This is a genomic window from Streptomyces sp. NPDC094143, from assembly GCF_040303825.1.
Lineage (GTDB): Bacteria > Actinomycetota > Actinomycetes > Streptomycetales > Streptomycetaceae > Streptomyces.
Window position 1 is genome coordinate 156,619 of record NZ_JBEOTZ010000008.1, and the last position, 22,917, is coordinate 179,535.

Below are 22,917 nucleotides of genomic sequence, written 5' to 3' on the forward strand. Positions count from 1 at the left end.
GTTGGCGCGTCGCCCGCCCGCTCTGCGTGGGGAGACGATCACGCGTGAGCCTTCTCTCTCTTGGTGCAAAAGGTTACAAAAAGGTCTTAATAGACGTTCGGCGTGCGGTTGCCGTGCATCTGGCGTGTAAGTTCCGGGGCCGAGAGAGCCATGGAAGGGACCAAACCGGTGAACAAGAAGCTCGCGGCCGCACTGTCCGGCGGTGCGGTACTGGTACTGGCGCTGTCGGGCTGCGGCGGCGACGACGGCAACGAGAAGCTGGACTCCTGGGCCAAGCAGGTCTGCGACGCCGTGCAGCCGCAGGCGAAGAAGATCGAGTCGGCCAACGCCGCGATCCAGAAGGAGACCTCGGACAACAGCACGCCCGAGGAGGTTCAGAAGACCGACGCGCAGGCCTTCCAGGACATGTCCGACGCCTACAAGGCGATCGGCGGCGCGGTGAACAAGGCCGGAGCGCCGGACGTCGAGAACGGCGAGAAGAAGCAGCAGGACGCGGTCAAGGAGCTCAACTCGATCTCCGCGTCCTACGCCTCGCTGAAGAAGCAGGTCGACGGGCTCGACACCAAGGACCAGGGCAAGTTCGCCGACGGCCTCAAGGACATCGCCACCGAGCTGGACAAGCTGAGCAAGAGCGGGAACGACGCCCTGCGGAACCTGGAGGAGGGCGAGGTCGGCCAGGCGATGGCCCGCCAGTCGAGTTGCAAGGCGGCCACGGCGTCGGCGGACGCGACGCAGAGCTGAGCCGCGGAGGGGCCGCAGGAGGTCCGGCCGCTCACGTGGTGAGGAAGTGACGGGCCCCGGCTGTGCCCCCGCTCCGTCCCGGGCACGGGCGCGCGATCCTCGCTCCGGCACGAACAGGGGCACGCGATCCTCGCTCCGTCCCGGGCATGGGCGCGCGATCCTCGCTCCGGCCCGGGCGGGGGCACGCGGTCCCGCTCCGGCACGAACAGGGGCACGCGATCCTCGCTCCCGCCCGGGTATGGGCGCGCGACCCCCGCTCGGCACGAACAGGGGCACGCGATCCTCGCTCCGGCACTGGCCGGGGCGTGCGATCTTCGCTCCGGCACTGGCAGAGGCCTGTGATCCCCGCTCGGCACGAACAGGGGCGCGAGCACGTGCGGGAGCGCCCCCGGCCGCCACAATGGGGGCGTGAGTAACGCCAGCCAGTCACCCCTGCCCCCGCTGCCCGCCTCCGACCGCCCCGACGTCGCCGCCCGGCTCCGGGACGCCCTGCTCGGGGCCTCCTTCACCGCCGACGGACTGCTCGAACTGCTCGGCGCCCCCGCGTACGCGGCGCTGGCCCGGAGCGAGACCGTGCCCGCGCTCCGGGCCACCCGCGGGGACACGCCGCTGGAGCTGCTCGTGCGGCTGTTCCTGCTGCAGCAGCCCGTGCCGCACGCGCGCGTGTCGGACGTCCTGCCCGTCGAGGCGTGCCTGGAGAGCGGCTGGCTCGCCCGCTCCGCCGGGGATCAGCTCTCCGCCACGGTGGACGTCCGGCCCTACGGCGGGCCCGGCGGCGAGGACTGGTTCATCGTGTCGGACCTGGGCTGCGCGGTCGGCGGGGCCGGCGGGATCGGCCGTCGTGACGAGGGCGTCGTCCTGGGAGTCGGCGGTGCCTCCACGACCCTCGCCGGCATCACCGTCCGCACGCCCGTCGCCGCCGCGCTCGACCTCGGCACCGGCTCCGGCATCCAGGCCCTGCACGCCGCCCGGCACGCCACGCGCGTGACCGCGACCGACCTCAACCCGCGCGCGCTGCACATCACCGCCCTGACGCTGGCGCTGTCCGGCGTACCTGCCGCCGATCTGCGCGAGGGCTCCCTCTTCGAGCCGGTCCGCGCCGACGAGACGTACGACCTGATCGTCTCCAACCCGCCGTTCGTGATCTCGCCCGGTGCCCGGCTCACCTACCGCGACGGCGGGATGGGCGGGGACGATCTGTGCCGCACGCTCGTTCAGGAGGCGGGGGAGCGGCTGAACGAGGGCGGGTTCGCGCAGTTCCTCGCCAACTGGCAGCACGTGGAAGGGGAGGACTGGCAGGACAGGCTCAGGTCATGGGTGCCCCGGGGCTGTGACGCGTGGATCGTGCAGCGCGAGGTGCAGGACGTCAATCAATACGCCGAGCTGTGGCTGCGGGACGCGGGCGATCACCGCGAGGACGTGGCGGAGTACCAGGCGCGGTACGACGCGTGGCTCGACGAGTTCGAGGCGCGCAAGGTGAAGGCCGTCGGCTTCGGCTGGATCACCCTGCGCAGGACGGGCGCCGCCGTGCCGTCCGTCACGGTGGAGGAATGGCCGCATCCGGTCGAGCAGCCGCTCGGGGACACCATCCGCGACCACTTCGACCGGCTCGACCACCTGCGCGAGCACGACGACGCCGCGCTGCTGGAGGGGCACTTCCGGCTGGCCGCCGAGGTCGTGCAGGAGCAGGTCGGGCTGCCTGGGGCCGAGGACCCCGAGCACGTCGTGCTGCGCCAGAACCGCGGCATGCGCCGGGCGACCCGGGTCGACACGGTCGGCGCGGGTTTCGCGGGCGTGTGCGACGGCACGATGAGCGCGGGGCGCATCCTCGACGCCATCGCCCAGCTGATCGGCGAGGACCCGGTCCTGCTGCGCGACCGCACCCCGGCGCAGATCCGGCTGCTGGTGGAGCAGGGATTCCTGGTGCCGGTGCGCTGAGCGGGGGGGGATCCGTTTCCTGGAAGAACCGGTGGAACCGGTCCGCCGCCCCCTCGGTCGCGAAGGCCGCCAATAATTTCGAGTCGATTTGGACACCTCGCCCGGAACAGGTCGTGAAGAGCCGGACGCCCCCGATCCGCGGCCGTGTCGTCCCCGCGTTCACCTCGGGTTCGCCGCTGCGCCGCCCGCGCGTGTCAGCCTCCCGTGGCTGGGACCGTTCGGACAGGGGAAAAGGGGCGCGGCGAGCCATGGAGAGCGAACCGGCGATCTTCGCGGGAACGGTGTTCTCCCTGTTCGGAGGGGGGCTGCTGGCGTGGACCGTGACGCGCGTGCGCCGGCAGCTGCCTGTCGCCGAGGGGGTGAGCCCGCTCGCGTCGGCGACCGTCGCGAGCGTCGTCGCGGTGCTCGCCCTGACACTCGGAGCATGGTGCTTCACGCGCTTGTGAGGCCCGCTCCGGCGAGGCGCCGACGGGTGACCGGGGGATAGTGCTCCGCACAGCTCCGGGCCGGGTCCGGGCGCTCGGGGCGGCAGGAATGGTGGTAGTCGGGTTACCGTTCGAGTGGCCGTTGCGGGCTTTTCCCGTTTGACACGGGGGCGGGATGTACCGTCACACTCCGCAGCGTCAGCACGTACCCAGCCCCGGTGAGCGACTCCGGGGAGGCCCCAGCGTCGACCGGAGAGAAGAGCGAAGTTGTCCCCGACCAGCGAGACCGCGAAGGGCGGCCGCCGACTCGTCATCGTCGAGTCGCCTGCCAAGGCGAAGACGATCAAGGGCTATCTCGGGCCCGGATACACCGTCGAGGCGAGCGTCGGGCACATCCGCGACCTTCCCAACGGCGCCGCCGAGGTGCCCGAGAAGTACACCGGCGAGGTCCGCCGCCTCGGTGTGGACGTCGAACACGACTTCCAGCCGATCTATGTGGTCAACGCCGACAAGAAGGCGCAGGTCAAGAAGCTCAAGGACCTGCTGAAGGAATCGGACGAGCTCTTCCTCGCCACCGATGAGGACCGCGAGGGCGAGGCCATCGCCTGGCACCTCCAGGAGGTGCTGAAGCCGAAGGTCCCGGTCAAGCGGATGGTCTTCCACGAGATCACCAAGGCCGCGATCCAGGCCGCCGTGGCCAACCCGCGCCAGCTCAACCAGAAGCTGGTCGACGCCCAGGAGACCCGCCGCATCCTCGACCGCCTGTACGGCTACGAGGTCTCGCCGGTCCTGTGGAAGAAGGTCATGCCGCGGCTGTCCGCGGGCCGCGTCCAGTCCGTCGCCACCCGGCTCGTGGTGGAGCGGGAACGCGAGCGCATCGCCTTTCGTTCGGCTGAGTACTGGGACCTGACGGGCACCTTCGCGACCGGCCGCGCCGGAGATCCGTCGGACCCGTCGTCGCTGGTCGCGCGCCTGCAGACCGTCGACGGCAGGCGGGTCGCGCAGGGCCGCGACTTCGACTCCCTGGGACAACTGAAGAGCGCGAACACCCTCCACCTCGACGAGGCGAACGCCCGCTCCCTGGCCGCCGCCCTGGAGCAGACGCGGTTCGCCGTCCGCTCGGTCGAGTCCAAGCCGTACCGCCGCTCGCCGTACGCCCCGTTCCGTACGACGACGCTGCAGCAGGAGGCCAGCCGTAAGCTCGGCTTCGGCGCGAAGGCCACGATGCAGGTCGCGCAGAAGCTGTACGAGAACGGCTACATCACGTACATGCGTACGGACTCCACGACGCTGAGCGACACGGCGGTCGCCGCCGCCCGCGCCCAGGTCACGCAGCTGTACGGCGCCGACTACCTGCCGCCGCAGCCGAGGACGTACGCCGGGAAGGTCAAGAACGCGCAGGAGGCCCACGAGGCGATCCGCCCCTCGGGCGATCGTTTCCGCACTCCCGCCGAGACCGGCCTGACCGGTGACCAGTTCAAGCTCTACGAGCTGATCTGGAAGCGGACCGTCGCCTCCCAGATGAAGGACGCGACCGGCAACAGCGTCACGGTGAAGATCGGCGGCACCGCCTCCGACGGCCGTGACGTCGAGTTCAGCGCGTCCGGCAAGACGATCACCTTCCACGGCTTCCTGAAGGCCTACGTGGAGGGCGCCGACGACCCGAACGCCGAGCTGGACGACCGCGAGCGCCGGCTGCCCCAGGTCTCCGAGGGCGACCCCCTGAGCGCCGAGGAGATCACGGTCGACGGGCACGCCACCAAGCCCCCGGCCCGCTACACCGAGGCCTCCCTGGTCAAGGAGCTCGAAGAGCGCGAGATCGGCCGTCCGTCGACGTACGCGTCGATCATCGGCACGATCCTCGACCGCGGCTACGTGTTCAAGAAGGGCACGGCCCTGGTGCCCTCCTTCCTGTCCTTCGCCGTGGTCAACCTCCTGGAGAAGCACTTCGGGCGGCTCGTCGACTACGACTTCACCGCCAGGATGGAGGACGACCTCGACCGCATCGCCCGCGGCGAGGCCCAGTCCGTGCCGTGGCTGAAGCGGTTCTACTTCGGCGAGGGCACGGTCGCCGGCGCCGCCGCCGACGCGGGCAACGGCGACGGGGACCACCTCGGCGGCCTCAAGGAACTGGTCACCGACCTGGGCGCGATCGACGCCCGCGAGGTGTCCTCGTTCCCCGTGGGCAACGACATCGTGCTGCGCGTCGGACGCTACGGCCCCTACATCGAGCGTGGCGAGAAGGACACCGAGCAGCACCAGCGCGCCGACATCCCGGACGACCTCGCGCCGGACGAGCTGACCGTGGAGCTGGCCGAGGAACTGCTGGCCAAGCCCAGCGGCGACTTCGAGCTGGGCACCGACCCGGCCACCGGCCACACCATCGTCGCCAAGGACGGCCGCTACGGCCCCTACGTGACGGAGATCCTCCCCGAGGGCACCCCGAAGACGGGCAAGAACGCGGTCAAGCCGCGCACGGCGTCCCTGTTCAAGTCGATGTCGCTGGACACCGTCACCCTCGACGACGCCCTGAAGCTGATGTCGCTGCCGCGCGTCGTCGGCACGGACGCCGAGGGCCAGGAGATCACCGCGCAGAACGGCCGCTACGGCCCGTACCTGAAGAAGGGGACGGACTCGCGGTCGCTCCAGTCCGAGGACCAGCTGTTCACGATCACGCTGGAGGAGGCGCTGGCGATCTACGCCCAGCCCAAGCAGCGTGGCCGGGCCGCGGCCAAGCCGCCGCTGAAGGAGCTCGGCACCGACCCGGTCAGCGAGAAGCCGGTCGTCGTCAAGGACGGCCGCTTCGGCCCGTACGTCACCGACGGGGAGACCAACGCGACCCTGCGCTCCGGCGACAGCGTCGAGACGATCACCCCGGAGCGCGGCTTCGAGCTGCTCGCCGAGAAGCGTGCCAAGGCGCCGGCGAAGAAGACCGCCAAGAAGGCCCCCGCGAAGAGGGCCCCGGCGAAGAAGACGACGACGGCCAAGAAGACCGCGGCGAAGAAGACGACGACCGCGAAGAAGGCGACGGCGAAGAAGACCACCGCCGCTGCCGCGAAGAAGACGGCCGCCAAGACGGCGACCGCCGCGAAGTCGGCGGAGGACTGAGGCCGTTCGCGTCCCGGACCGGCCCCCGCGGCCGCGGTCCGGATCTTCGCCCAGGGTTCGGAAAGCGAACGCCCCGGCAACACTTCGGTGTCGGGGCGTGCGCATGCCAGACCGGGCATCCCAGGGTGTCGGTGGCTCCCGATAGGCTGAACGCATGACGCGAGCCGAGCATCCAACGGCCCCTCGGCCGGCCCCCGACGACGCCCTGGTCGCGGACTCCCGCGAGCGCGCCGTCCGCGCCCTGCTGCGCCGCCCGCAGCTGAAGCGGTTGTGGAGCGCGCAGCTCGTGGGCGGCGTGGGGGACACCCTCGCCCTTCTCGTGCTGGTCCTCCTCGCTCTCCAGGCGGCTGTCGCCGAGGGCTCCTTCGGGGGCGGCTACCGGGGCGTGGCGTTCGCAGTGGCGACCGTTTTCGGGGTGCGCATCCTCGCGACGCTGCTGTTCGGCGCCGTGCTCCTCGGCCCGCTCACCGCGCTCACCTCCCAGGACGGCCCGCTCGACCGCCGCTGGACCATGGTCGGCGCGGACGGGCTGCGCGCCGCGCTGCTGATCGTCGCGCCGCTGTGGATCGACTGGACGCCCGAGGACGCGCTGGCCGTCCTCCTCGTCACGGCCTTCGTGACGGGGGTGGCCGAGCGGTTCTGGACGGTGTGCCGGGAGAGCGCGGCCCCCGCGCTGCTGCCCGCGCCGCCCCCCGAGGGGGCGACGGTCCGGCCGCTGCCCGACCACATGGACGCCCTGCGCCGGCTCTCGCTGCGCACCGGGTTCGTGGCGATCCCGCTCGCGGCCGTCGTGCTCGTCGCCGCGGCCCTCTTCAACAACCTGCTGGGCGCCGGCATCGACTGGTTCGCCCAGCACCAGGCGGCTCTCGCCTCCTATGTCGCGGCCGGCCTGTTCGCCGCGTCCCTGTCCGTGCTGACCTTCCTGGAACTGCCCGGCACGCGCACCCCGCGCGCCCGGTCGCCGCTCGAAGGCCTGCGCCGCCCGAGGACCGGCACCGGTCCCGACAAGGGCCGCACGGGCGCGACGCCGCTGCTGGTGCCGGCCTGCGCGGCCGTCGCCGCCGCGGTGTCCGCCGCCGTCGCCGTGGCCGTGCTGCACGCCAAGGACCTCGGCGGCGGCCCGGTGCTGTTCGGGCTGTTCGCGGGTGCGCTGACCGGCGGTGTCGTGATCGGCATCCGCACGGCCCCCGCCCTGCTCCCCGCCCTGTCGCGCCGCCGGATGCTCGCGCTGGCGATCGCCTTCACCGGTGTCGCGCTGCTGGCCGCCGGACTCGTCCCGGACGTCACGACGGTGCTGCTGATCCTCGCCCTGTCCGGCGTCGGGGCGGGCATGGCCGCCAACATCGGGCACACCCTGCTCGACCAGGAGACCGAGGAGTACCGGCGCCCCCGCACGACGGAGCACCTGCACGCGGTCGTCCGCGTCTGCGTGGCGCTCGCCGCGGTGATCGCCCCGCTGGTGGCGGCGGGCATCGGACCGCACCGGCTGGAGAGCGGCAAGTTCGTCTTCGCGCACGGCGGCGCGGCCTTCACCCTGATGCTGGCCGGCGCGCTGCTCCTGCCGGTCGCGGTGCTGGTGCTCGCCAAGGTCGACGACCGTTCCGGGGTGCCGCTGCGGCAGGACCTGAAGGACGCGCTGCTCGGCGGTGACGACCCGGAGCAGGCGCCCGCCGCGACCGGCTTCTTCATCGCCCTGGAGGGCGGCGACGGCGCCGGCAAGTCCACCCAGGCCGAGGCGCTCGCCGAGTGGATCCGCGCCAAGGGCCACGAGGTCGTGCTGACGCGCGAGCCGGGGGCGACGCCGGTGGGCAAGCGGCTGCGGTCGATCCTGCTGGACGTGTCCAGCGCCGGCCTGTCGCACCGCGCGGAGGCGCTGCTGTACGCGGCCGACCGGGCCGAGCACATCGACACCGTCGTACGGCCCGCCCTGGAGCGTGGCGCGGTCGTCATCTCCGACCGGTACATCGACTCCTCCGTGGCCTACCAGGGAGCGGGCCGTGACCTGTCGCCGACCGAGATCGCCCGGATCAACCGCTGGGCGACGAACGGACTGGTGCCGCACCTGACCGTGCTGCTGGACGTCGCGCCGGAGACCGCGCGCGAGCGGTTCACCGAGGCGCCCGACCGGCTGGAGTCGGAGCCCGCGGAGTTCCACGCGCGCGTACGGGCCGGTTTCCTCACCCTGGCCGCTGCCGACGCCGGGCGGTACCTGGTGGTGGACGCCGGGCAGGAGCCCGAGGCCGTCACGACCGTCATCCGGCACCGGCTCGACCAGGTGCTGCCGCTGTCCGAGGCCGAGATCCAGGCCCGCGAGGAGGCGCGCAGGAAGGCCGAGGAGGAGGCCCGCCGCAAGGCCGAGGAGGAGGCTGCCCGCAAGGCCGAGGAGGAGCGCCTGGAGCGCGAGCGCCAGGAGCAGCTGGCCAAGCTGCGCGCCGAGGAGGAGGAGCGCAAGCGCCGCGAGCTGGAGGAGGCGCAGCGGCGCGAGGCCGAACGGCAGGCGGAGGAGGCCCGGCGCCGGGCCGAGGAAGCGCGCAGGAAGGCCGAGGAGGAGCGGGCTCGGCTCCTCGCGGAGGAGAAGGCCCGCGCCGAGGAGGAGGCCCGTCGCAAGGCCGAGGAAGAGCGGCGCCGCAGGCAGGCCGAGGAGGAGGCCCGGCTGCGTGCCGAAGCCGAGGCGCTCCGCCTGGAGAAGCAGCGCAAGGCCGAGGAGGCCCTGCTGCGGGCAGAGGAGGCGCGCCGGCTCGCGGAGGCGGCGGCCGCCGCGGCCGAGGCGGGGCCGAAGATCTCCACGGCCAAGAGCCCCGCGCCGGTAAGCCCCTCCGGTCCGGCGGCGGGACAGGACGCGGCGACCGTGCCGACGCCCGTGGTGACACCGGGCGGTTCGGCGGACGACACGACCGTGCTGCGCCCGGTGCGGGACGAGGAGCGGGGCCGGACCTCCGGCGAGTCCGACGCCGAGGTGACGGCGGAGCTGCCGATGCCGCCGGTTCCGCCGGGGGCCGGGTCCGGGGAGGAGACGGAGGTGCTGCCGCCGGTGCCTGCTCGGCCGGAGGACGAGATCCGCGAGCCCCGGACGCCCTCCCGTACACCCTCCCAGGCGCCCTCCGGGGCGTCGGACGAGACGGCCGTGCTGCCGCCCGTCCGGCCGGGGGACGCCGAGGAGACGGCCGTGCTGCCGCCCGTGCGCGGGCACGGACCGGCGGACCGGGTGCCGCCCGGCTACTTCCGGGACGACGCCCCGGCCGCCCGGGACGAGGCCCCGGCCGCCCGGCCCGACGGGAGGGAGGACCGTACGCGGGAGATGCCCCAGGTCGACGCCGAGGGGACGCCGCGCCGCCGGTCCGACTGGGCCGAGGAGACACCGCTGGACGACCTGCCGTCGCTGGCCGACGAACTGCTCGGACCGCACGACGACGAGCCGGGCGAGGGCCGGGGACGCCGGGGGAGGGGCGGCCGGGGCCGCTGAGGCCTGCGGCGGTCCGGCCGACTCGGGAGCCGGGGCCGGCCTGTGGGGTGCAGACCTGTCCGGGCGGGTCTGCCCCGTTCCCGGTGGGCCGACGGCCCTGGCCCTCAGGGGACGGACGGGTCCGGACAGGTCTGCACCCCCACCGGCGGACAGCCCCGACGGTTCCACACCCGGCACCGGCCACCCCGCGGCCCTGGGCGTCAGGCGCTGTCAGTGGTCACCCCCACAATGGATTCCGCAACGCAGACGTGACGGAAGGGCGGCGTGACCCATGACCGTGTGGGATGACCTCGTCGGGCAGGAGAGGGTGAGCGAGCAGCTGGCCGCTGCCGCCCGGGACGCCGACGCCCTGGTCACCGCGGCCGCCACCGACGCCCCGCCGCCCGAGGCGTCGAAGATGACGCACGCGTGGCTGTTCACGGGCCCGCCCGGGGCCGGGCGCACTCAGGCGGCGCGGGCGTTCGCGGCGGCCCTGCAGTGCGTCAGCCCCGACCGCGCCCTCGGCGGAGCCCCGGGCTGCGGCTTCTGCGACGGCTGTCACACGGCCCTGGTGGGCACGCACGCCGACGTCAGCACGGTCGCCGCCGTCGGCACGCAGATCCTCGCCGACGACATGCGCGACACGGTCCGCAAGTCGTTCACCTCCCCGGCGAACGGCCGCTGGCAGATCATCCTCGTCGAGGACGCCGAGCGGCTGAACGAGAAGTCGGCCAACGCCGTCCTCAAGGCCGTGGAGGAGCCCGCCCCGCGGACGGTCTGGCTGCTGTGCGCCCCTTCCATCGAGGACGTCCTGCCGACCATCCGCTCCCGCTGCCGCCATCTGAACCTGAGCACGCCGTCGGTCGACGCCGTCGCCGACATGCTGGTGCGCCGCGAGGGCATCGAGCCGGCCGTCGCCGCCGCGGCGGCCCGCGCGACGCAGGGCCACGTCGACCGCGCTCGCCGCCTCGCCACCGACCCGGCCGCGCGCGAACGCCGGGCCGCCGTGCTGCGGCTGCCGCTGCGCGTGGACGAGATCGGCGGCGCGCTCAGGGCCGCACAGGAGCTCGTGGACGCGGCCGCCGAGGACGCCAAGCAGCTGGCGGAGGAGGTGGACGGCAAGGAGACCGAGGAGCTGAAGGCCGCCCTCGGCGCGGCCCAGGGCGGCCGCATGCCGCGCGGCACGGCGGGCGTGATGAAGGACCTGGAGGACAAGCAGAAGCGCCGCAGGACGCGCACGCAGCGCGACAGCCTCGACATCGCCCTGACCGACCTGACCGCCTTCTACCGCGACGTCCTCGCCCTCCAGCTCGGCTCGCGCGTGGCCATCGCCAACGCGGACGCGGAGGAGGCTCTGGAGCGGCTCGCGCGCGGCAGCACCCCGGAGGCCACGCTCCGCCGCATCGAGGCGATCTCCGCCTGCCGCGACGCCCTCGACCGCAACGTGGCGCCGCTGCTGGCGGTGGAGGCGATGACGATGGCACTCAGAGAGGGCTGAGCGGACGGGCGAGCGTGCCGGCTTGACGCCGTAACTCGTACGGGGCACGACACGCACGCACAGCACTCATTCCGTCGCGCAGAGTTACGCTCGCTGGATGGACACAAGGCGCACCCCACGCACCGTCTCGTCGCCCGGCCCCGCCACGCCCCGCTCCCGCGGCGCCCACCGCAGGGTCCGCGGCGGAGCCAGGACGGCGGCCGGCCTCCTCGCCACGGCCGCGCTGCTCGTCTCCGCCTGCTCCTCCGGGAGCTCGACGACGTCCACCGCCTCGGCGGAACAGGAGGCGGCCCTGGTGGCGCTGCCGCGGTCCACGCCCGCGGCGCTGTCGCCGTACTACGCGCAGAAGCCGGCCTGGCGCGGCTGCGGCGTGCCCGGTTTCCAGTGCGCCACGATCAAGGCGCCGCTCGACTACGCGAAGCCCTCCGCCGGTGACGTCCGGCTCGCCGTCACCCGCAAGAAGGCCACGGGACCGGGTGAGCGGCTGGGCTCGCTCCTGGTGAACCCGGGCGGGCCGGGCGGCTCGGCGATCGGCTACGTGCAGGCGTACGCCGGCATCGGCTACCCGGCGGAGGTCCGCGCCCGCTACGACATGGTCGCGGTCGACCCGCGCGGCGTGGCCCGCAGCGAGCCGGTCGAGTGCCTGGACGGGCCGGCCATGGACACGTACACACGGACGGACACCACGCCCGACGACGCCCGGGAGACCGACGGGCTGGTCGAGGCGTACCGGACGTTCGCCGAGGGCTGCGGCTCGGACGCGCCCCGGCTGCTGCGGCACGTGTCCACGGCGGAGACGGCCCGGGACATGGACATCGTGCGGGCGGTGCTCGGCGACGAGAAGCTGAACTTCGTCGGAGCCTCCTACGGCACGTTCCTCGGCGCGACGTACGCCGGGTTGTTCCCGGAGCGGACGGGCCGGCTGGTGCTGGACGGCGCGATGGACCCGTCGCTGCCCGCGCGGCGGCTGAACCTCGAACAGACGGCGGGCTTCGAGACGGCGTTCCGTGCGTTCGCGCGGGACTGCGTACGGCAGGCCGGCTGCCCGCTGGGCGCCGAGGGCGCCTCGCCCGAGCAGGTCGGGGAGAACCTCAAGGCGTTCTTCGAGAAGCTGGACGCCCGGCCGGTGCCCACCGGTGACGCCGACGGCCGCCGGCTCACCGAGTCGCTCGCCACGACCGGCGTGATCGCGGCCATGTACGACGAAGGCTCCTGGGAGCAGTTGCGCGAGGCGCTGACGTCCGCGATGAAGGAGAACGACGGCTCCGGGCTCCTGGTCCTGTCCGACGGCTACTACGAGCGGGACGCCGACGGCCGCTACAGCAACCTGATGTTCGCCAACGCGGCCGTGAACTGCCTGGACCTGCCGCCCTCCTTCGCCACCCCCGACGAGGTGCGGGCGACGCTTCCCGAGTTCGAGAAGGCGTCTCCGGTCTTCGGTGAAGGCCTGGCCTGGGCCGCGCTGAACTGCGCGTACTGGCCCGTCGGCGCCACCGGCGAGCCGCACCGCATCGAGGCGAAGGGCGCGGCGCCGATCGTCGTGGTCGGCACCACCCGCGATCCGGCCACCCCCTACCGCTGGGCCCAGGCCCTGGCCGGCCAGCTCTCCTCGGCCCGCCTCCTCACCTACGACGGCGACGGTCACACGGCGTACGGCCGCGGCAGCTCCTGCATCGACCGCACGATCAACGCCTACCTGCTCCGCGGCACCCCGCCGAAGGACGGAAAGCGCTGCTCGTAGCGGGTGTGCCCGGACCCGGAGGGACCGCCTCCGGGGCTGGTGCGGAGCACCCCCGGAAACTGTGTAGACTTACCGTCGTTGCTGATCGCACCATAGTGCGGACAGCGCGCCGCCTTAGCTCAGATGGCCAGAGCAACGCACTCGTAATGCGTAGGTCTCGGGTTCGAATCCCGAAGGCGGCTCCACTGAAACCCCAGGTCGGATGGACTCCGTCCTGGGGTTTCGTCGTTCGGTGATGGGGCCGGGGTTTCGGCTAGTCGTCGCTGCCGCTTCGCCGTGAGTCCGAGTTCCGGCTCGCGGAGCCGGCCAGTTCCGAATCGCCGTCCGGCAGCCGTACGGAGGGGCCCTCGCCGTGAACGGCTAGCATCGCCCGTCGATCGTCAGTTGCCGACCCGGGACGAGGTGAGGACATGGGGCCACCCAGGATCGCCGTCGCCGTGGTGACCATGGGCAACCGGCCCGCGGAGGTGGACGCCCTGCTGGAGTCCGTGGCCAAGCAGGACGCGCCGCCCGAGCGGATCGTGATCGTGGGCAACGGCTGCCCGCTGCCGGAGTTCGCCCGGCGGCTGTCGCTGCCCGGTGAGGTCACCACGGTCGAACTCGACGAGAACCTGGGCTGCCCCGGCGGGCGCAACGCCGCGCTCACCCGGCTGCGGGAGTTCGGCGACATCGACGTCGTGGTCGACCTGGACGACGACGGCCTGCTCGTCGACGCCGATGTGCTGCGCCGGGTGCGGGACCTGTACGCCGCCGACGACCGGCTCGGCATCGTCGGCTTCCGCATCGCCGACGAGCGGGGCGAGACGCAGCAGCGGCACGTGCCCCGGATCGGCAACGCGGACCCGCTGCGGGGCGGCCACGTCACCGGGTTCCTCGGCGGCGGGCACGCGCTGCGGACGGCGATGCTCGACGACATCGGCGACTGGCCCGCCGAGTTCTTCTTCGCGCACGAGGAGACCGACCTCGCCTGGCGCGCGGCCGACGCGGGCTGGCGGATCCTGTACGCGCCCGAACTGGTGCTGCGGCACCCGCGGACCTCTCCCGCCCGGCACGCGATCTACTACCGCGTCAACGCCCGCAACCGGGTCTGGCTGGTCCGCCGCCGGCTGCCGCTCGTGCTCATCCCGGTGCACCTGGGCGTCTGGGTGCTGCTCACCCTCGCCCGGATCCGGTCGCGTGCGGGGCTGCGGGCGTGGTTCGGCGGATTCGTGGAAGGCGTACGGGAGCCGGCGGGGGAGCGGCGGCCGATGCGCTGGCGTACGGTGTGGCGGCTGACACGGCTGGGGCGGCCGCCGGTCGTCTGAGCCGTCTCCGCGGAAGGTGAGGGGGCCCCGGCCGTTCACCTCCGCCGACCCGGACCCGGACCCGGCCGCGGCACTCCCCCGAGTCGCGCGTCCAGACGCGCACCGGCCCCGCCGACCCTTCGCCACTTCCGCCGCCCCCTTCGCCACCCCTGAGGACGCCTCCGCCTGGGCGGACCTGGAGCTGACGAACATCGCCGCACTGGTGCGACGGCACGCGGGCGACCCGCGCGGTGACCGGGCGGTCCTCGTCTCCGCCCTCGCCCGGCTGCTGCTCCCCCAGGCGCGTGGCCGCGGGCGGATCACCGAGGCGGAGCTGCTCGAACGGGCCGCGAGCCGCCCCGGGCATTGATCATCCGGCGTGGGCGGTCACTTGGCGTCGGCGTAGCACCGGACCACCGCCGTCGTGAACGGGAACCGCACCGGCGTCCGTCCGAAGGTGAGCGACCCGGCCAGGTCCGCCGCCTCACGGATCGCCGCCACGACCGTCTCCGCCTCCTCCTCGGGGCAGTGCACGATCACCTCGTCGTGCTGGAAGAAGACCAGTTCGGCTGCGAGGTCCGCGCAGGTTCTGCGCAGCGCGGCGAGCAGCAGCAGGGCCCAGTCGGCCGCGCTGCCCTGGACGACGAAGTTGCGGGCGAAGCGGCCGCGGGCCCGGGCGTTGGTGGACGCGTAGCCGGGCACCCACTGCCGCGGGTCGTCCTCGGAGAGCGGGATGCCCGCCTCCTCCGCGCCCTCGTCGGCCGCCCGGGCCGCCGGCGGACACGTGCGGCCCAGCCAGGTCCGCACCAGCCGGCCCTCCTCCCCGGCCCGCGCCGCCTCGTCGACGTACGCGACCGCCCTGGGGAAGCGGCGGCGCAGCGCGGCGAGGTTTTTCAGGCCGTCGCCGGAGGTCTGCCCGTACACCGCGCCGAGCACGGCGAGCTTGGCCTGGTCGCGGTCGCCGGAGAAGGCGCGGTCGGAGACCGACTGGTACAGGTCGCTCTCCCGGCCGGCCACCTCCATCAGTCCCGGGTCGCGGGAGATCGCGGCGAGGACGCGCGGCTCCATCTGGTCGGCGTCGGCGACGACGAGCCGCCAGCCGGGGTCGGCGACAACGGCCCGCCGGATCACCTTGGGGATCTGCAGCCCGCCCCCGCCGTTGGTCACCCAGCGTCCGGTCACCGTCCCGCCCGCGAGGAACTCGGGTCTGAACCGGCCGTCGCGCACCCAGTCCTGGAGCCACGACCAGCCGTGAGCGACCCAGATGCGGTACAGCTTCTTGTACTCGACCAGTGGTTTCACGGCCGGGTGGTCGACGGACTCGATCTCCCAGCGGCGGGTCGAGGAGATCTTGATGCCGGCCTGGCCGAAGGCCCTGATCACGTCGGCCGGCAGATCGGGGCGGACCCGGCGGCCGAACGCGGCCGACACCTCGTCGGCCAGCTCGGCCAGGCGGCGGGGCTCGCCGCCGCCCGCGTACCGCTCGCCGAGCAGGTCGTGCAGCACCGCGCGGTGCACCTCGGCGCTCCAGGGCAGCCCGGCCCGGTTCATCTCCGCGGCCACCAGCATGCCCGCCGACTCGGCGGCGGTCAGCAGCCGCATGCGGTCGGGGTGCTCGGTCCGCTCGTGCCGCCGCTGCTGCTCGGCGTAGACCGCGAGGAGGTCCGGCAGGGGCAGCCGGACGCCCTGGGGTTCGAACAGGGAGGACTGGGAGCCCGGTTCCGCGGAGCGCAGCGGCGGATCGGGTGGTACGGGGCCGCCGCGCAGCCGGGCCAGGGCGGCCGCGGCCGAGCGCGGTTCTCCGTACCGCCCCTCGTGGCCGAGGAGGAGCGTCTCGGCGGCCTCGATGTCGTAGCACCGCTCGACTCGCACCCCCGTGGCGAGCAGGCGCGGGTAGACCTCGGCGGTGGAGCGCCACACCCACCGCGTGACGCCGGGACGGCTCCGGACGGCCTCGGCGGGGTCCGCCTCCCGCCGCACCGGACCGACGGGCAGCCCGTCCGGGCCGAGGGGGGCGACGTCCACGCCACCGTCCTCGGCCGGGGCGAGCGCCCACCGGTCGGCCATGTCGCGAGTGTGCCAGGGGGGTCTGACAACGCCCCCTCGCCGCACGCGCCGTCAGGACTCGTCGGGCGTGTCCCGCGCCGCCCGCACGATCTTCTCCAGCGTGCGGGCGGCGTACCGCTCGGTGCGCTCCTTGTCGATGCCGAGGCCGCTGAGGACGCCCTCGCCGTTCTCGTGCTCCAGCAGGGCGAGCAGGATGTGCTCGGTGCCGATGTAGTTGTGGCCGAGGCGCAGGGCCTCGCGGAAGGTGAGTTCCAGGACCTTCTTGGCGGCCTGCCCGTACGGCACCAGCTCGGGGGCCTCGTCCACGGCCGGCGGGAGGGCCGCCGTCGCCGCCTCGCGTACCGCGTCGAGGGAGACGCCCTGCTCGATGACGGCCTTCGCGGCGAGGCCCTCGGGTTCGGCCAGCAGTCCGAGGACGAGGTGCTCGGGCACGCCCTCGGCGTTGCGCGCGGCCTTGGCCTCGTTGTGCGCGGCCATGACCGTGTTGCGGGCGCGGGGCGTGTACCGGTTGAAGCCCTGGCCGGGATCGAGGTCTGCCGACTCCTTCGGCACGAAGCGCTTCTGCGCGGCCTGGCGGGTGACGCCCATGCTCCTGCCGATGTCGGTCCAGGACGCGCCGGACCGGCGTGCCTGGTCAACGAAGTGGCCGATGAGGTGGTCGGCCACCTCACCGAGGTGATCGGCGGCGATCACCGCGTCCTGGAGCTGCTCCAGCGGTTCCTGGTGCACCTTCTTGATCGCCGCGATCAGGTCGTCGAGACGCACGGATGACGTGATGTGCGGGTTCGTCGTCATACTGTCAACCGTAGGTTGCACCCCATGAGGTGTCAACCGAGAGTTGACACTTGCCCGGTGGAAGGCGTGGCACCATCGGCTCGTGAGTACGTCCAGCACCGTCGACCGCGCGTTCGAAGCCGCCCTCTACGCGACCGGTGAGAGCGCCCTCGACACCGGCGCGTCCCTGCTCGCCTCCGATCCGGCCGCGGACGCGGAACTCGGCCGGCGCGGGCAGGAGTTCGTGGCGGCGGCCTGGCGGCGCGGCTGGCAGCCCGCCGACGTCGTGCGGACCGTCCGGCGGGAACTGGACGGCACGCACGTCGCGCTCGTCTGCGCCCTGATCCGCGCCCAGGCCCCGGGCGACGTCCCCCGCGGCCGCCGCTGGAGCGCCCAGCTCGCGCAGCTGCCCGCCGGGACCCCGCCCCGCACCGACCGCTTCTCACACGCCACCGCCGTGCTGGAGCTGTACCGCCTGCTGCTGCGCCTGCCCGCCCTGGAACCCCTCGACGAGGCACCGGGGGAGGCGAGGACCGAGTCCCGCATGCTCACCCGCATCCGTGCCCTGCTCGCCAAGGCGGAGGCGACCGGCTTCCCGGAGGAGGCGGAGGCGCTCAGCGCCAAGGCCCAGGAGCTGATGGCCCGGCACAGCGTCGACGAGGCGCTCCTCGCGGCCCGGGCCCCCTCGCCCGACACACCCGGCGCCTGCCGGATCGGCGTCGAGCCGCCGTACGAGCAGGCCAAGGCGGTGCTGCTGGACGCCGTCGCCACGGCCAACCACTGCCGGGCGGTGTGGAACGAGCCGCTCGGCTTCTCCACCGTCGTCGGCTTCGAGACCGACCTGGAGGCGGTCGAACTGCTCTACGCCTCCCTGCTGGTGCAGGCCACCACGGCGATGACGAAGGCGGAGGCCGCACAGCGTGCCGGTGGCCGCAGGCGCACCAGGACGTTCCGGCAGTCGTTCCTCGCGGCCTACGCCCACCGCGTCGGCACCCGCCTGGCAGCCGCCGCCGAGACCCAGCTGTCCGACGACCTGCTCCCGGTCCTGGCCTCCCGGGACGTCGCCGTCACCGGCCGGCTGGACCGGATGTTCCCGGAGACGACCACCACCCGGCTGCGCGGGGTGAACGACGCGGCGGGCTGGACGGAGGGGGCGCAGGCGGCGGACCGGGCCCGGCTGAGGCACCGGCCGCCGCTGCGCTGAGCCGCCGTCAGTCCCCGGCGGACTCGAAGCCACTCACCGTGGCCTGCGCCTGGCCGCCGCCGTCCGGCCGGGCGACGGGGCCGTAGGACCACTTCAGTTCGTGCGCGTCCCCGGGGGCGCCGGGCAGGGTGAAGGACGCCGCGTGCACGACGAGGCTCTTCGCGGGGTCGGCCTCGCCGCGGACGTAGGTGATCGTGAAGGACGTGGTGGCACCCTTCCCCAGGGTGAGCGGCTGGGCCTGGGCGCCCTCCTCCGGGAGCACGTCGGTGGTGCTGCTCTCGGCCAGGAGGTCCACGGCCGGGAAGCCCTTCAGGGTGCACTCCGCGCCCTTGTTGGTCAGCGTCACGGTGACGGTGCCGGTGTCCCCGGCGGCCGGGGCGGCGCCGGCCCCGACCTCGACGCCCAGGTCGGCCGGTGCGCAGGCCGAGCCGTTCGCGGGATCCGCGTTCTTCGTGTCGTCGTCGCCGGAGCCGCCGGTGTCGCCGCCGCAGGCGGTCAGCAGGAGCGTCGAGGCGACGGCGGCGGTCAGGGCGAGGGGGAAGGTGCGCATGAGGTCCTCTGGGCGTGATGAACAAAAAGGCGGTGCCGGGCTCCAGGATCATCACGCACCCGGCGGTCCTCCGGGCACGCACCCCCCCCGCGAATCCTCCGCGAACCGCTCGCGCCCTACTGCGCCCCGAGGCTCGCCGTGGGCAGCCCGGTCGGCAGCTTGCCGCCCTCCGCCTTCGTGTACGTCTCCGCGCCGAGGCCGCCCTCCCAGGTGACCTTCATGCTGCTGCCGTTCACGGAGTCGACCATGCCCGTGGACCGGCTCTTGCTGCCGTCCGTGCACTTCAGGCGGATCGTGCGCATCCCGGACTCCTCGCCCGCTGTGCCGCTGCAGATGCTCCCGCCCGTGGCGAACAGCGCGGCCTGCTCGCCGGTGATCACCAGGGCCACGGCCTTGCCGTCGGTCGTCGCGAGCCAGCTGCCCGCCAGCTCACCGGCGCCCGCGCCGCCGGAACCGGAGTCGGAGCCCGGTCCGGAGTCCGAGCCGGAGTCCGGTCCGGAGTCCGAGCCGCCGCCTCCGCCGGACGCCGTGGCCGAGGGGGCCGGGCTCGTCGCCGGGTCGTCCCCGGAGTCACCGTCGCCGCTGCACCCGGTCAGCACGAGCGCGCCCACCAGCCCCGCGGCCGCCGCCGCGACGCGCACCGCGCCGAAGCGGCGCCAGAACGTCACCGAAGTCACTGCAAGCCCCCAAGCTGTAGCCGGCCGGCCGGCCCGGAACAGCACCGGCCGGCCCATGGCCGGAACGATCGCAGCAAGCTACCAGGGCCCGTCAAGAGCCTCGGGGACGGTCTTCTACCAGGACGATTTCCGCACACCGGGCAGATAGCCCGCGTGCGCCTGCTCCCGCAGGTTCACCCGGGAGAGCCCGAAGGCCCGGAAGTAGCCGCGGGGCCGCCCGTCCACCTGGTCCCGGTTGCGCACCCGCGTGGCGCTCGCGTCCCGGGGCTGCCGGCGCAGTTCCGCCTGCGCGGCCATACGCTCGGCGTCCGTCGAGGACGGCCTGCGGATTATCTCCTTCAGCTCGGCCCGCCGGGCGGCGTACCGGGCGACGATCTCCTGCCGCCGGTCGTTCTTCGCGATCTTGCTCTTCTTCGCCATCAGACCTTCCCTCCCCGGGCGCGGATCCGGGCCACGGCCGCCTCGATCCCGATCGTGTCGACGGTCTTGATCCCCCGTGCGCTCAGCCGGAGCCGCACGTGCCGGCCCTCGCTCGGCAGCCAGTAGCGCTTGGACTGGATGTTGGGGTCGAACCGGCGGGACGTGCGCCGGTGGGAGTGCGAGATGCGGTTGCCGAAGCCCGGCTGTGCGCCGGTCAGCATGCAGTGCGCGGACATGGGTGGTGACGTACCTCTCTGCCTCAGTTGATGCAAATGGAATTCGTTTTCAGTATCATAACGGCATGGCACGCAACGAACTCCGTCCGGTCATCAAGCTCCGGTCCACCGCCGGGACCGGCTACACCTACGTGACCCGCAAGAACCGCCGCAACGACCCGGACCGACTGACCCTGCGCAAGTTCGACCCGGTCGTCGGCCGCCACGTCGACTTCCGAGAGGAGCGCTGACCATGCGCCAGGGCATTCACCCGGAGTACGGGCCCGTCGTCTTCCGCGACCGTGCCGCGAACTACGCCTTCCTCACCCGCTCGACCATGACGAGCGAGAAGACGATCGAGTGGGAGGACGGCAACACCTACCCCGTCGTCGACGTCGAGATCTCCGACGTCAGCCACCCCTTCTACACCGGCACCGCCCGCGTCCTGGACACCGCCGGCCGCGTCGAGCGCTTCGAGCGCCGGTACGGAAAGAAGGGCTGACCCCGTGGCTGTCTCCCCTGGGCTGCCCGTCGTGATCGTCGGCGGGCTGCACGCCGACGCCCGCCGGGCGGCCGTGGACCGGCTGCTCGCGGAGGTGCCCGGCAGCGTCGTCCTCCACCACGACCTGGCGACGGCGGCCGCCGGCACGGTCGTACGGACCGTGCGGGACGCCGGCGGCATCCTCGACGCGGGGGAGGCGCCGCTCGTCAACGACTGCGCGTGCTGCGCCCTGCGCGAGGACCTGGTCCCGGAGCTGGAGCGGCTCCGGGACACCGGTGCCACCCGGCTCGCGGTCGTCGAGCTGTGGGACTCGGTCGAGCCCAAGGCCATGGCCGAGGTCGTCACGGCCGGCGGCCTCACCGTCACCGGCGTGATCACCGCCGTCGACCCGGCCCTGGTCCTGCCCTGCCTGGGCAACGGCGACGACCTGGCCGAGGGCGGGCTCGCCGCGGCGGCGACGGACCAGCGCACGGTCGCCGACACCTTCGCCCGCCAGCTGGAGTACGCCCCCGTCCTGGCGGTCGCCGAGTCCCCAGAGGCCGACGACGAGGACCGGGAGCTGCTCGCCCAGCTGCACCCGACGGCCCTGCGGGTGCCCATCGGGCAGGAGGCACCGGCCGCCCCGGACGGCGACGGCCTGACCGTGCCGGCCCCGCGCCCGCGCCCGCTCTCGCCTCTGGCCCGGGCGGCCTTCGCCGGCTTCGACGTCGAGGCGGCCGCCGCCGCCCAGCACCCGGCCTGCGCGCTGCTGCCCGCCGAGGCCGACGCGCACGGCGTCTCCACCCTGGTCTGGAGCAGCCGCCGCCCCTTCCACCCGGAGCGGCTGTACGCCGCCCTGGAGGACCTGACCTGCGCTGCGGCCCGCAGCCGGGGCCGGTTCTGGCTCGCCGACAAGCCCGACACGCTGTTCCACTGGGACGCGGCGGGCGGCGCCCTGTGCGTGGAGAGCGCCGGACCCTGGCTGGCGTCCCTGCCGGACGCGGCCTGGGAGATGGTCCCGCCGGTGCGCCGCGCCGCCGCCGCGCTGGACTGGCACCCCGAGCACGGCGACCGTGGCCAGCACCTCGTCTTCACCTCGCCCGGCCTGGACCGGGACGGCCTGGAGCGGCTGCTGGAGTCCTGCCTGCTGACCGACGCCGAGTACGCCGCCGGGCGCGACGCCTGGCAGCGGCTGCCGCACGCCTTCGACACCCTCCTGGAGGTCTGACCCCACCATGCCCCGCAAGCCCGAGCGCAAGCCCGCGAAGAACCGGCCCAACCCCCTGGACCAGGCCGGGATCACGTACATCGATTACAAGGACACCGACCTGCTGCGGAAGTTCATCTCCGACCGCGGCAAGATCCGCAGCCGCCGCGTCACCCGCGTGTCGGCCCAGCAGCAGCGGCAGCTGGCCCGGGCGATCAAGAACGCGCGCGAGATGGCCCTGCTGCCGTACTCCAGCCGCTGAACGCGTCCCGGCCGGGTGAGGTTCCCCACGCTTGACGCGTGGGGGACCCCGTGGGCGCGGAACGACGGGCTCCGCACCCGCTCCCGGGACGCTCCCCGGCCGGCTGCGTGCCCGGTCGGCCGCCACGGGCCGGACGCCCGGCGGACCGCCGGCGGGACACGCCGTCCGAGTCGTCAGGCGCCGTTCGTCCCGTCGGGGATCCGGCGATGGTCCGGGCCGGCATCGGTCCGCGGGACGACCTCCCCCTCCTGCGCGTGGCCCGTTTCTCCCTGCCCCCGGCCGTGTCCACCGCTTCCGGATGACGGTCGGCCGGCCCCTTTCGCAGCCGCACAGCCGCCCGCCCGTGCCGCCGAGCGGATGCTCCGCCTCCACGGGACCTCCGCCGAACCCGCCGACTTCACCGCCGTCCGCCGGGAACGCGCGACGGGGCGGGGGCGTCCAACCAGGCAAGTGCTTCGGTGAAGCGGGTGAAGCGGTCGCCGGAGCTGTAACCGGAGGACCACCCGCCGTGCACGTGCATCTGCCCATGCATATGCACTTGAACAGAGCTATGATCCGGGTCAGTTGACCGATGCATCAATGGCCACACCAGCCAGTGCACCACCGGGGAGCGACCTGTGGACCACGACGTGTACAACGGTATGGCGGCCGCCAGGCTGCGCGGTGTGGCCTGGCAGAAGAGCCGGCACAGCAACTCGCAGGGCTCCTGCGTGGAGTTCGCCCGGCTGCCGGGCGGTGACGTGGCCGTGCGCAACTCCCGCTTCCCCGACGGTCCGGCGCTGGTCTACACCCGTGCCGAGATCGAGGCGATGCTGCTCGGCGTGAAGGACGGCGAGTTCGACCACCTGGTGGGTGGCTGACGGCCCGGCTCCGGCGACTGGGGG

General features: G+C 73.6%; 21 protein-coding genes and 1 tRNA gene. 16 read left to right on the forward strand and 6 right to left on the reverse strand.

Going from position 1 to position 22,917, the window contains the following annotated elements; genetic code table 11:
- The first annotated feature begins 150 nt into the window (after positions 1-150).
- The 10 genes from ABTZ58_RS13535 (at position 151) to ABTZ58_RS13580 (ending at position 14,546) form a co-directional block, all read left to right on the forward strand.
- Complete coding sequence (locus tag ABTZ58_RS13535; protein WP_351354778.1) at positions 151-741, forward strand: small secreted protein; 591 nt, start codon at positions 151-153, stop codon at positions 739-741.
- Between the two features lie 408 nt (positions 742-1,149).
- Positions 1,150-2,679, forward strand: a complete 1,530-nt coding sequence (locus ABTZ58_RS13540) for a DUF7059 domain-containing protein (protein ID WP_351354781.1) — start codon at positions 1,150-1,152, stop codon at positions 2,677-2,679.
- A 248-nt stretch (positions 2,680-2,927) separates the two neighbouring features.
- Positions 2,928-3,125, forward strand: a complete 198-nt coding sequence (locus tag ABTZ58_RS13545) for a hypothetical protein (protein ID WP_351354784.1) — start codon at positions 2,928-2,930, stop codon at positions 3,123-3,125.
- Positions 3,126-3,371: 246 nt separating this feature from the next.
- Positions 3,372-6,212 (forward strand): type I DNA topoisomerase, encoded by a 2,841-nt coding sequence (topA, locus tag ABTZ58_RS13550; protein WP_351354787.1) that lies wholly within the window; start codon positions 3,372-3,374, stop codon positions 6,210-6,212.
- Positions 6,213-6,366: 154 nt separating this feature from the next.
- Positions 6,367-9,675, forward strand: a complete 3,309-nt coding sequence (gene tmk, locus ABTZ58_RS13555) for a dTMP kinase (RefSeq protein WP_351354790.1) — start codon at positions 6,367-6,369, stop codon at positions 9,673-9,675.
- 271 nt (positions 9,676-9,946) lie between these two features.
- Entirely contained in the window at positions 9,947-11,152 is a 1,206-nt protein-coding gene (locus tag ABTZ58_RS13560) for a DNA polymerase III subunit delta' (protein ID WP_351354793.1), read from the forward strand.
- A gap of 97 nt (positions 11,153-11,249) precedes the next feature.
- Positions 11,250-12,893, forward strand: coding sequence for an alpha/beta hydrolase (locus ABTZ58_RS13565; RefSeq protein ID WP_351354796.1), 1,644 nt, complete (start codon positions 11,250-11,252; stop codon positions 12,891-12,893).
- A gap of 108 nt (positions 12,894-13,001) precedes the next feature.
- Positions 13,002-13,078: transfer RNA gene (locus ABTZ58_RS13570), tRNA-Thr, on the forward strand.
- Positions 13,079-13,303: 225 nt separating this feature from the next.
- On the forward strand, positions 13,304-14,197 hold the full coding sequence (locus ABTZ58_RS13575) for a glycosyltransferase family 2 protein (protein ID WP_351354799.1): 894 nt from the start codon (positions 13,304-13,306) through the stop codon (positions 14,195-14,197).
- Between the two features lie 16 nt (positions 14,198-14,213).
- Positions 14,214-14,546 (forward strand): hypothetical protein, encoded by a 333-nt coding sequence (locus tag ABTZ58_RS13580; RefSeq protein ID WP_351354802.1) that lies wholly within the window; start codon positions 14,214-14,216, stop codon positions 14,544-14,546.
- 17 nt (positions 14,547-14,563) lie between these two features.
- On the opposite strand, the gene ABTZ58_RS13585 is transcribed toward ABTZ58_RS13580, so the two are convergent.
- Together ABTZ58_RS13585 and ABTZ58_RS13590 are read right to left on the reverse strand one after the other, a co-directional pair.
- Positions 14,564-16,243, reverse strand: coding sequence for a bifunctional 3'-5' exonuclease/DNA polymerase (locus ABTZ58_RS13585; protein ID WP_351354805.1), 1,680 nt, complete (start codon positions 16,241-16,243; stop codon positions 14,564-14,566).
- A 51-nt stretch (positions 16,244-16,294) separates the two neighbouring features.
- Positions 16,295-17,038 carry a Clp protease N-terminal domain-containing protein gene (locus ABTZ58_RS13590; RefSeq protein WP_351354808.1) on the reverse strand — a complete coding sequence of 248 codons (744 nt, stop codon included), beginning with the start codon at positions 17,036-17,038 and terminating at the stop codon, positions 16,295-16,297.
- A gap of 82 nt (positions 17,039-17,120) precedes the next feature.
- Between ABTZ58_RS13590 and ABTZ58_RS13595 the strand changes: the two genes are divergently transcribed.
- The gene (locus ABTZ58_RS13595; protein WP_351354811.1) at positions 17,121-18,221 is read left to right on the forward strand and encodes a DUF2786 domain-containing protein; all 1,101 of its coding nucleotides are present in this window, start codon (positions 17,121-17,123) and stop codon (positions 18,219-18,221) included.
- Positions 18,222-18,228: 7 nt separating this feature from the next.
- Here the strand turns inward: ABTZ58_RS13595 and ABTZ58_RS13600 are convergent, their stop codons facing one another.
- From ABTZ58_RS13600 to rpmB, 4 genes are all read right to left on the reverse strand, one after another.
- The gene (locus ABTZ58_RS13600; protein WP_351354814.1) at positions 18,229-18,771 is read right to left on the reverse strand and encodes a DUF4232 domain-containing protein; all 543 of its coding nucleotides are present in this window, start codon (positions 18,769-18,771) and stop codon (positions 18,229-18,231) included.
- Between the two features lie 116 nt (positions 18,772-18,887).
- A complete protein-coding gene (locus ABTZ58_RS13605; protein ID WP_351354817.1) occupies positions 18,888-19,439 on the reverse strand; it encodes a hypothetical protein in 552 nt (183 codons plus the stop codon).
- Positions 19,440-19,562: 123 nt separating this feature from the next.
- The gene (rpsN, locus tag ABTZ58_RS13610) at positions 19,563-19,868 is read right to left on the reverse strand and encodes a 30S ribosomal protein S14 (protein WP_351354820.1); all 306 of its coding nucleotides are present in this window, start codon (positions 19,866-19,868) and stop codon (positions 19,563-19,565) included.
- Positions 19,868-20,104 (reverse strand): 50S ribosomal protein L28, encoded by a 237-nt coding sequence (rpmB, locus tag ABTZ58_RS13615; protein WP_309096561.1) that lies wholly within the window; start codon positions 20,102-20,104, stop codon positions 19,868-19,870. The genes rpsN and rpmB overlap by 1 nt, the downstream gene beginning before the upstream one ends.
- A gap of 65 nt (positions 20,105-20,169) precedes the next feature.
- Between rpmB and rpmG the strand changes: the two genes are divergently transcribed.
- The 5 genes from rpmG (at position 20,170) to ABTZ58_RS13640 (ending at position 22,893) form a co-directional block, all read left to right on the forward strand.
- Positions 20,170-20,334, forward strand: coding sequence for a 50S ribosomal protein L33 (gene rpmG / locus ABTZ58_RS13620; protein ID WP_010044249.1), 165 nt, complete (start codon positions 20,170-20,172; stop codon positions 20,332-20,334).
- A gap of 2 nt (positions 20,335-20,336) precedes the next feature.
- Positions 20,337-20,585: a type B 50S ribosomal protein L31 gene (locus tag ABTZ58_RS13625; RefSeq protein WP_031115921.1), complete on the forward strand. Its 249-nt coding sequence runs from the start codon at positions 20,337-20,339 to the stop codon at positions 20,583-20,585.
- A 4-nt stretch (positions 20,586-20,589) separates the two neighbouring features.
- Complete coding sequence (locus tag ABTZ58_RS13630) at positions 20,590-21,792, forward strand: CobW family GTP-binding protein (RefSeq protein ID WP_351354825.1); 1,203 nt, start codon at positions 20,590-20,592, stop codon at positions 21,790-21,792.
- 7 nt (positions 21,793-21,799) lie between these two features.
- Positions 21,800-22,033: a 30S ribosomal protein S18 gene (rpsR, locus tag ABTZ58_RS13635; RefSeq protein WP_114254543.1), complete on the forward strand. Its 234-nt coding sequence runs from the start codon at positions 21,800-21,802 to the stop codon at positions 22,031-22,033.
- A 641-nt stretch (positions 22,034-22,674) separates the two neighbouring features.
- Positions 22,675-22,893: a DUF397 domain-containing protein gene (locus ABTZ58_RS13640; protein ID WP_051648637.1), complete on the forward strand. Its 219-nt coding sequence runs from the start codon at positions 22,675-22,677 to the stop codon at positions 22,891-22,893.
- Positions 22,894-22,917 lie beyond the last annotated feature (24 nt).

Bases quoted from the DNA above. Each gene is read 5' to 3' on its own strand.
- ABTZ58_RS13535 (WP_351354778.1), top strand. From the start codon at position 151: ATGGAAGGGACCAAACCGGTGAACAAGAAGCTCGCGGCCGCACTGTCC.
- ABTZ58_RS13545 (WP_351354784.1), top strand. From the start codon at position 2,928: ATGGAGAGCGAACCGGCGATCTTCGCGGGAACGGTGTTCTCCCTGTTC.
- tmk (WP_351354790.1), top strand. From the start codon at position 6,367: ATGACGCGAGCCGAGCATCCAACGGCCCCTCGGCCGGCCCCCGACGAC.
- ABTZ58_RS13560 (WP_351354793.1), top strand. From the start codon at position 9,947: ATGACCGTGTGGGATGACCTCGTCGGGCAGGAGAGGGTGAGCGAGCAG.
- ABTZ58_RS13565 (WP_351354796.1), top strand. From the start codon at position 11,250: ATGGACACAAGGCGCACCCCACGCACCGTCTCGTCGCCCGGCCCCGCC.
- ABTZ58_RS13575 (WP_351354799.1), top strand. From the start codon at position 13,304: ATGGGGCCACCCAGGATCGCCGTCGCCGTGGTGACCATGGGCAACCGG.
- ABTZ58_RS13585 (WP_351354805.1), bottom strand. From the start codon at position 16,243: ATGGCCGACCGGTGGGCGCTCGCCCCGGCCGAGGACGGTGGCGTGGAC.
- ABTZ58_RS13590 (WP_351354808.1), bottom strand. From the start codon at position 17,038: ATGACGACGAACCCGCACATCACGTCATCCGTGCGTCTCGACGACCTG.
- ABTZ58_RS13600 (WP_351354814.1), bottom strand. From the start codon at position 18,771: ATGCGCACCTTCCCCCTCGCCCTGACCGCCGCCGTCGCCTCGACGCTC.
- rpsN (WP_351354820.1), bottom strand. From the start codon at position 19,868: ATGGCGAAGAAGAGCAAGATCGCGAAGAACGACCGGCGGCAGGAGATC.
- rpmB (WP_309096561.1), bottom strand. From the start codon at position 20,104: ATGTCCGCGCACTGCATGCTGACCGGCGCACAGCCGGGCTTCGGCAAC.
- rpmG (WP_010044249.1), top strand. From the start codon at position 20,170: ATGGCACGCAACGAACTCCGTCCGGTCATCAAGCTCCGGTCCACCGCC.
- ABTZ58_RS13625 (WP_031115921.1), top strand. From the start codon at position 20,337: ATGCGCCAGGGCATTCACCCGGAGTACGGGCCCGTCGTCTTCCGCGAC.
- rpsR (WP_114254543.1), top strand. From the start codon at position 21,800: ATGCCCCGCAAGCCCGAGCGCAAGCCCGCGAAGAACCGGCCCAACCCC.
- ABTZ58_RS13640 (WP_051648637.1), top strand. From the start codon at position 22,675: ATGGCGGCCGCCAGGCTGCGCGGTGTGGCCTGGCAGAAGAGCCGGCAC.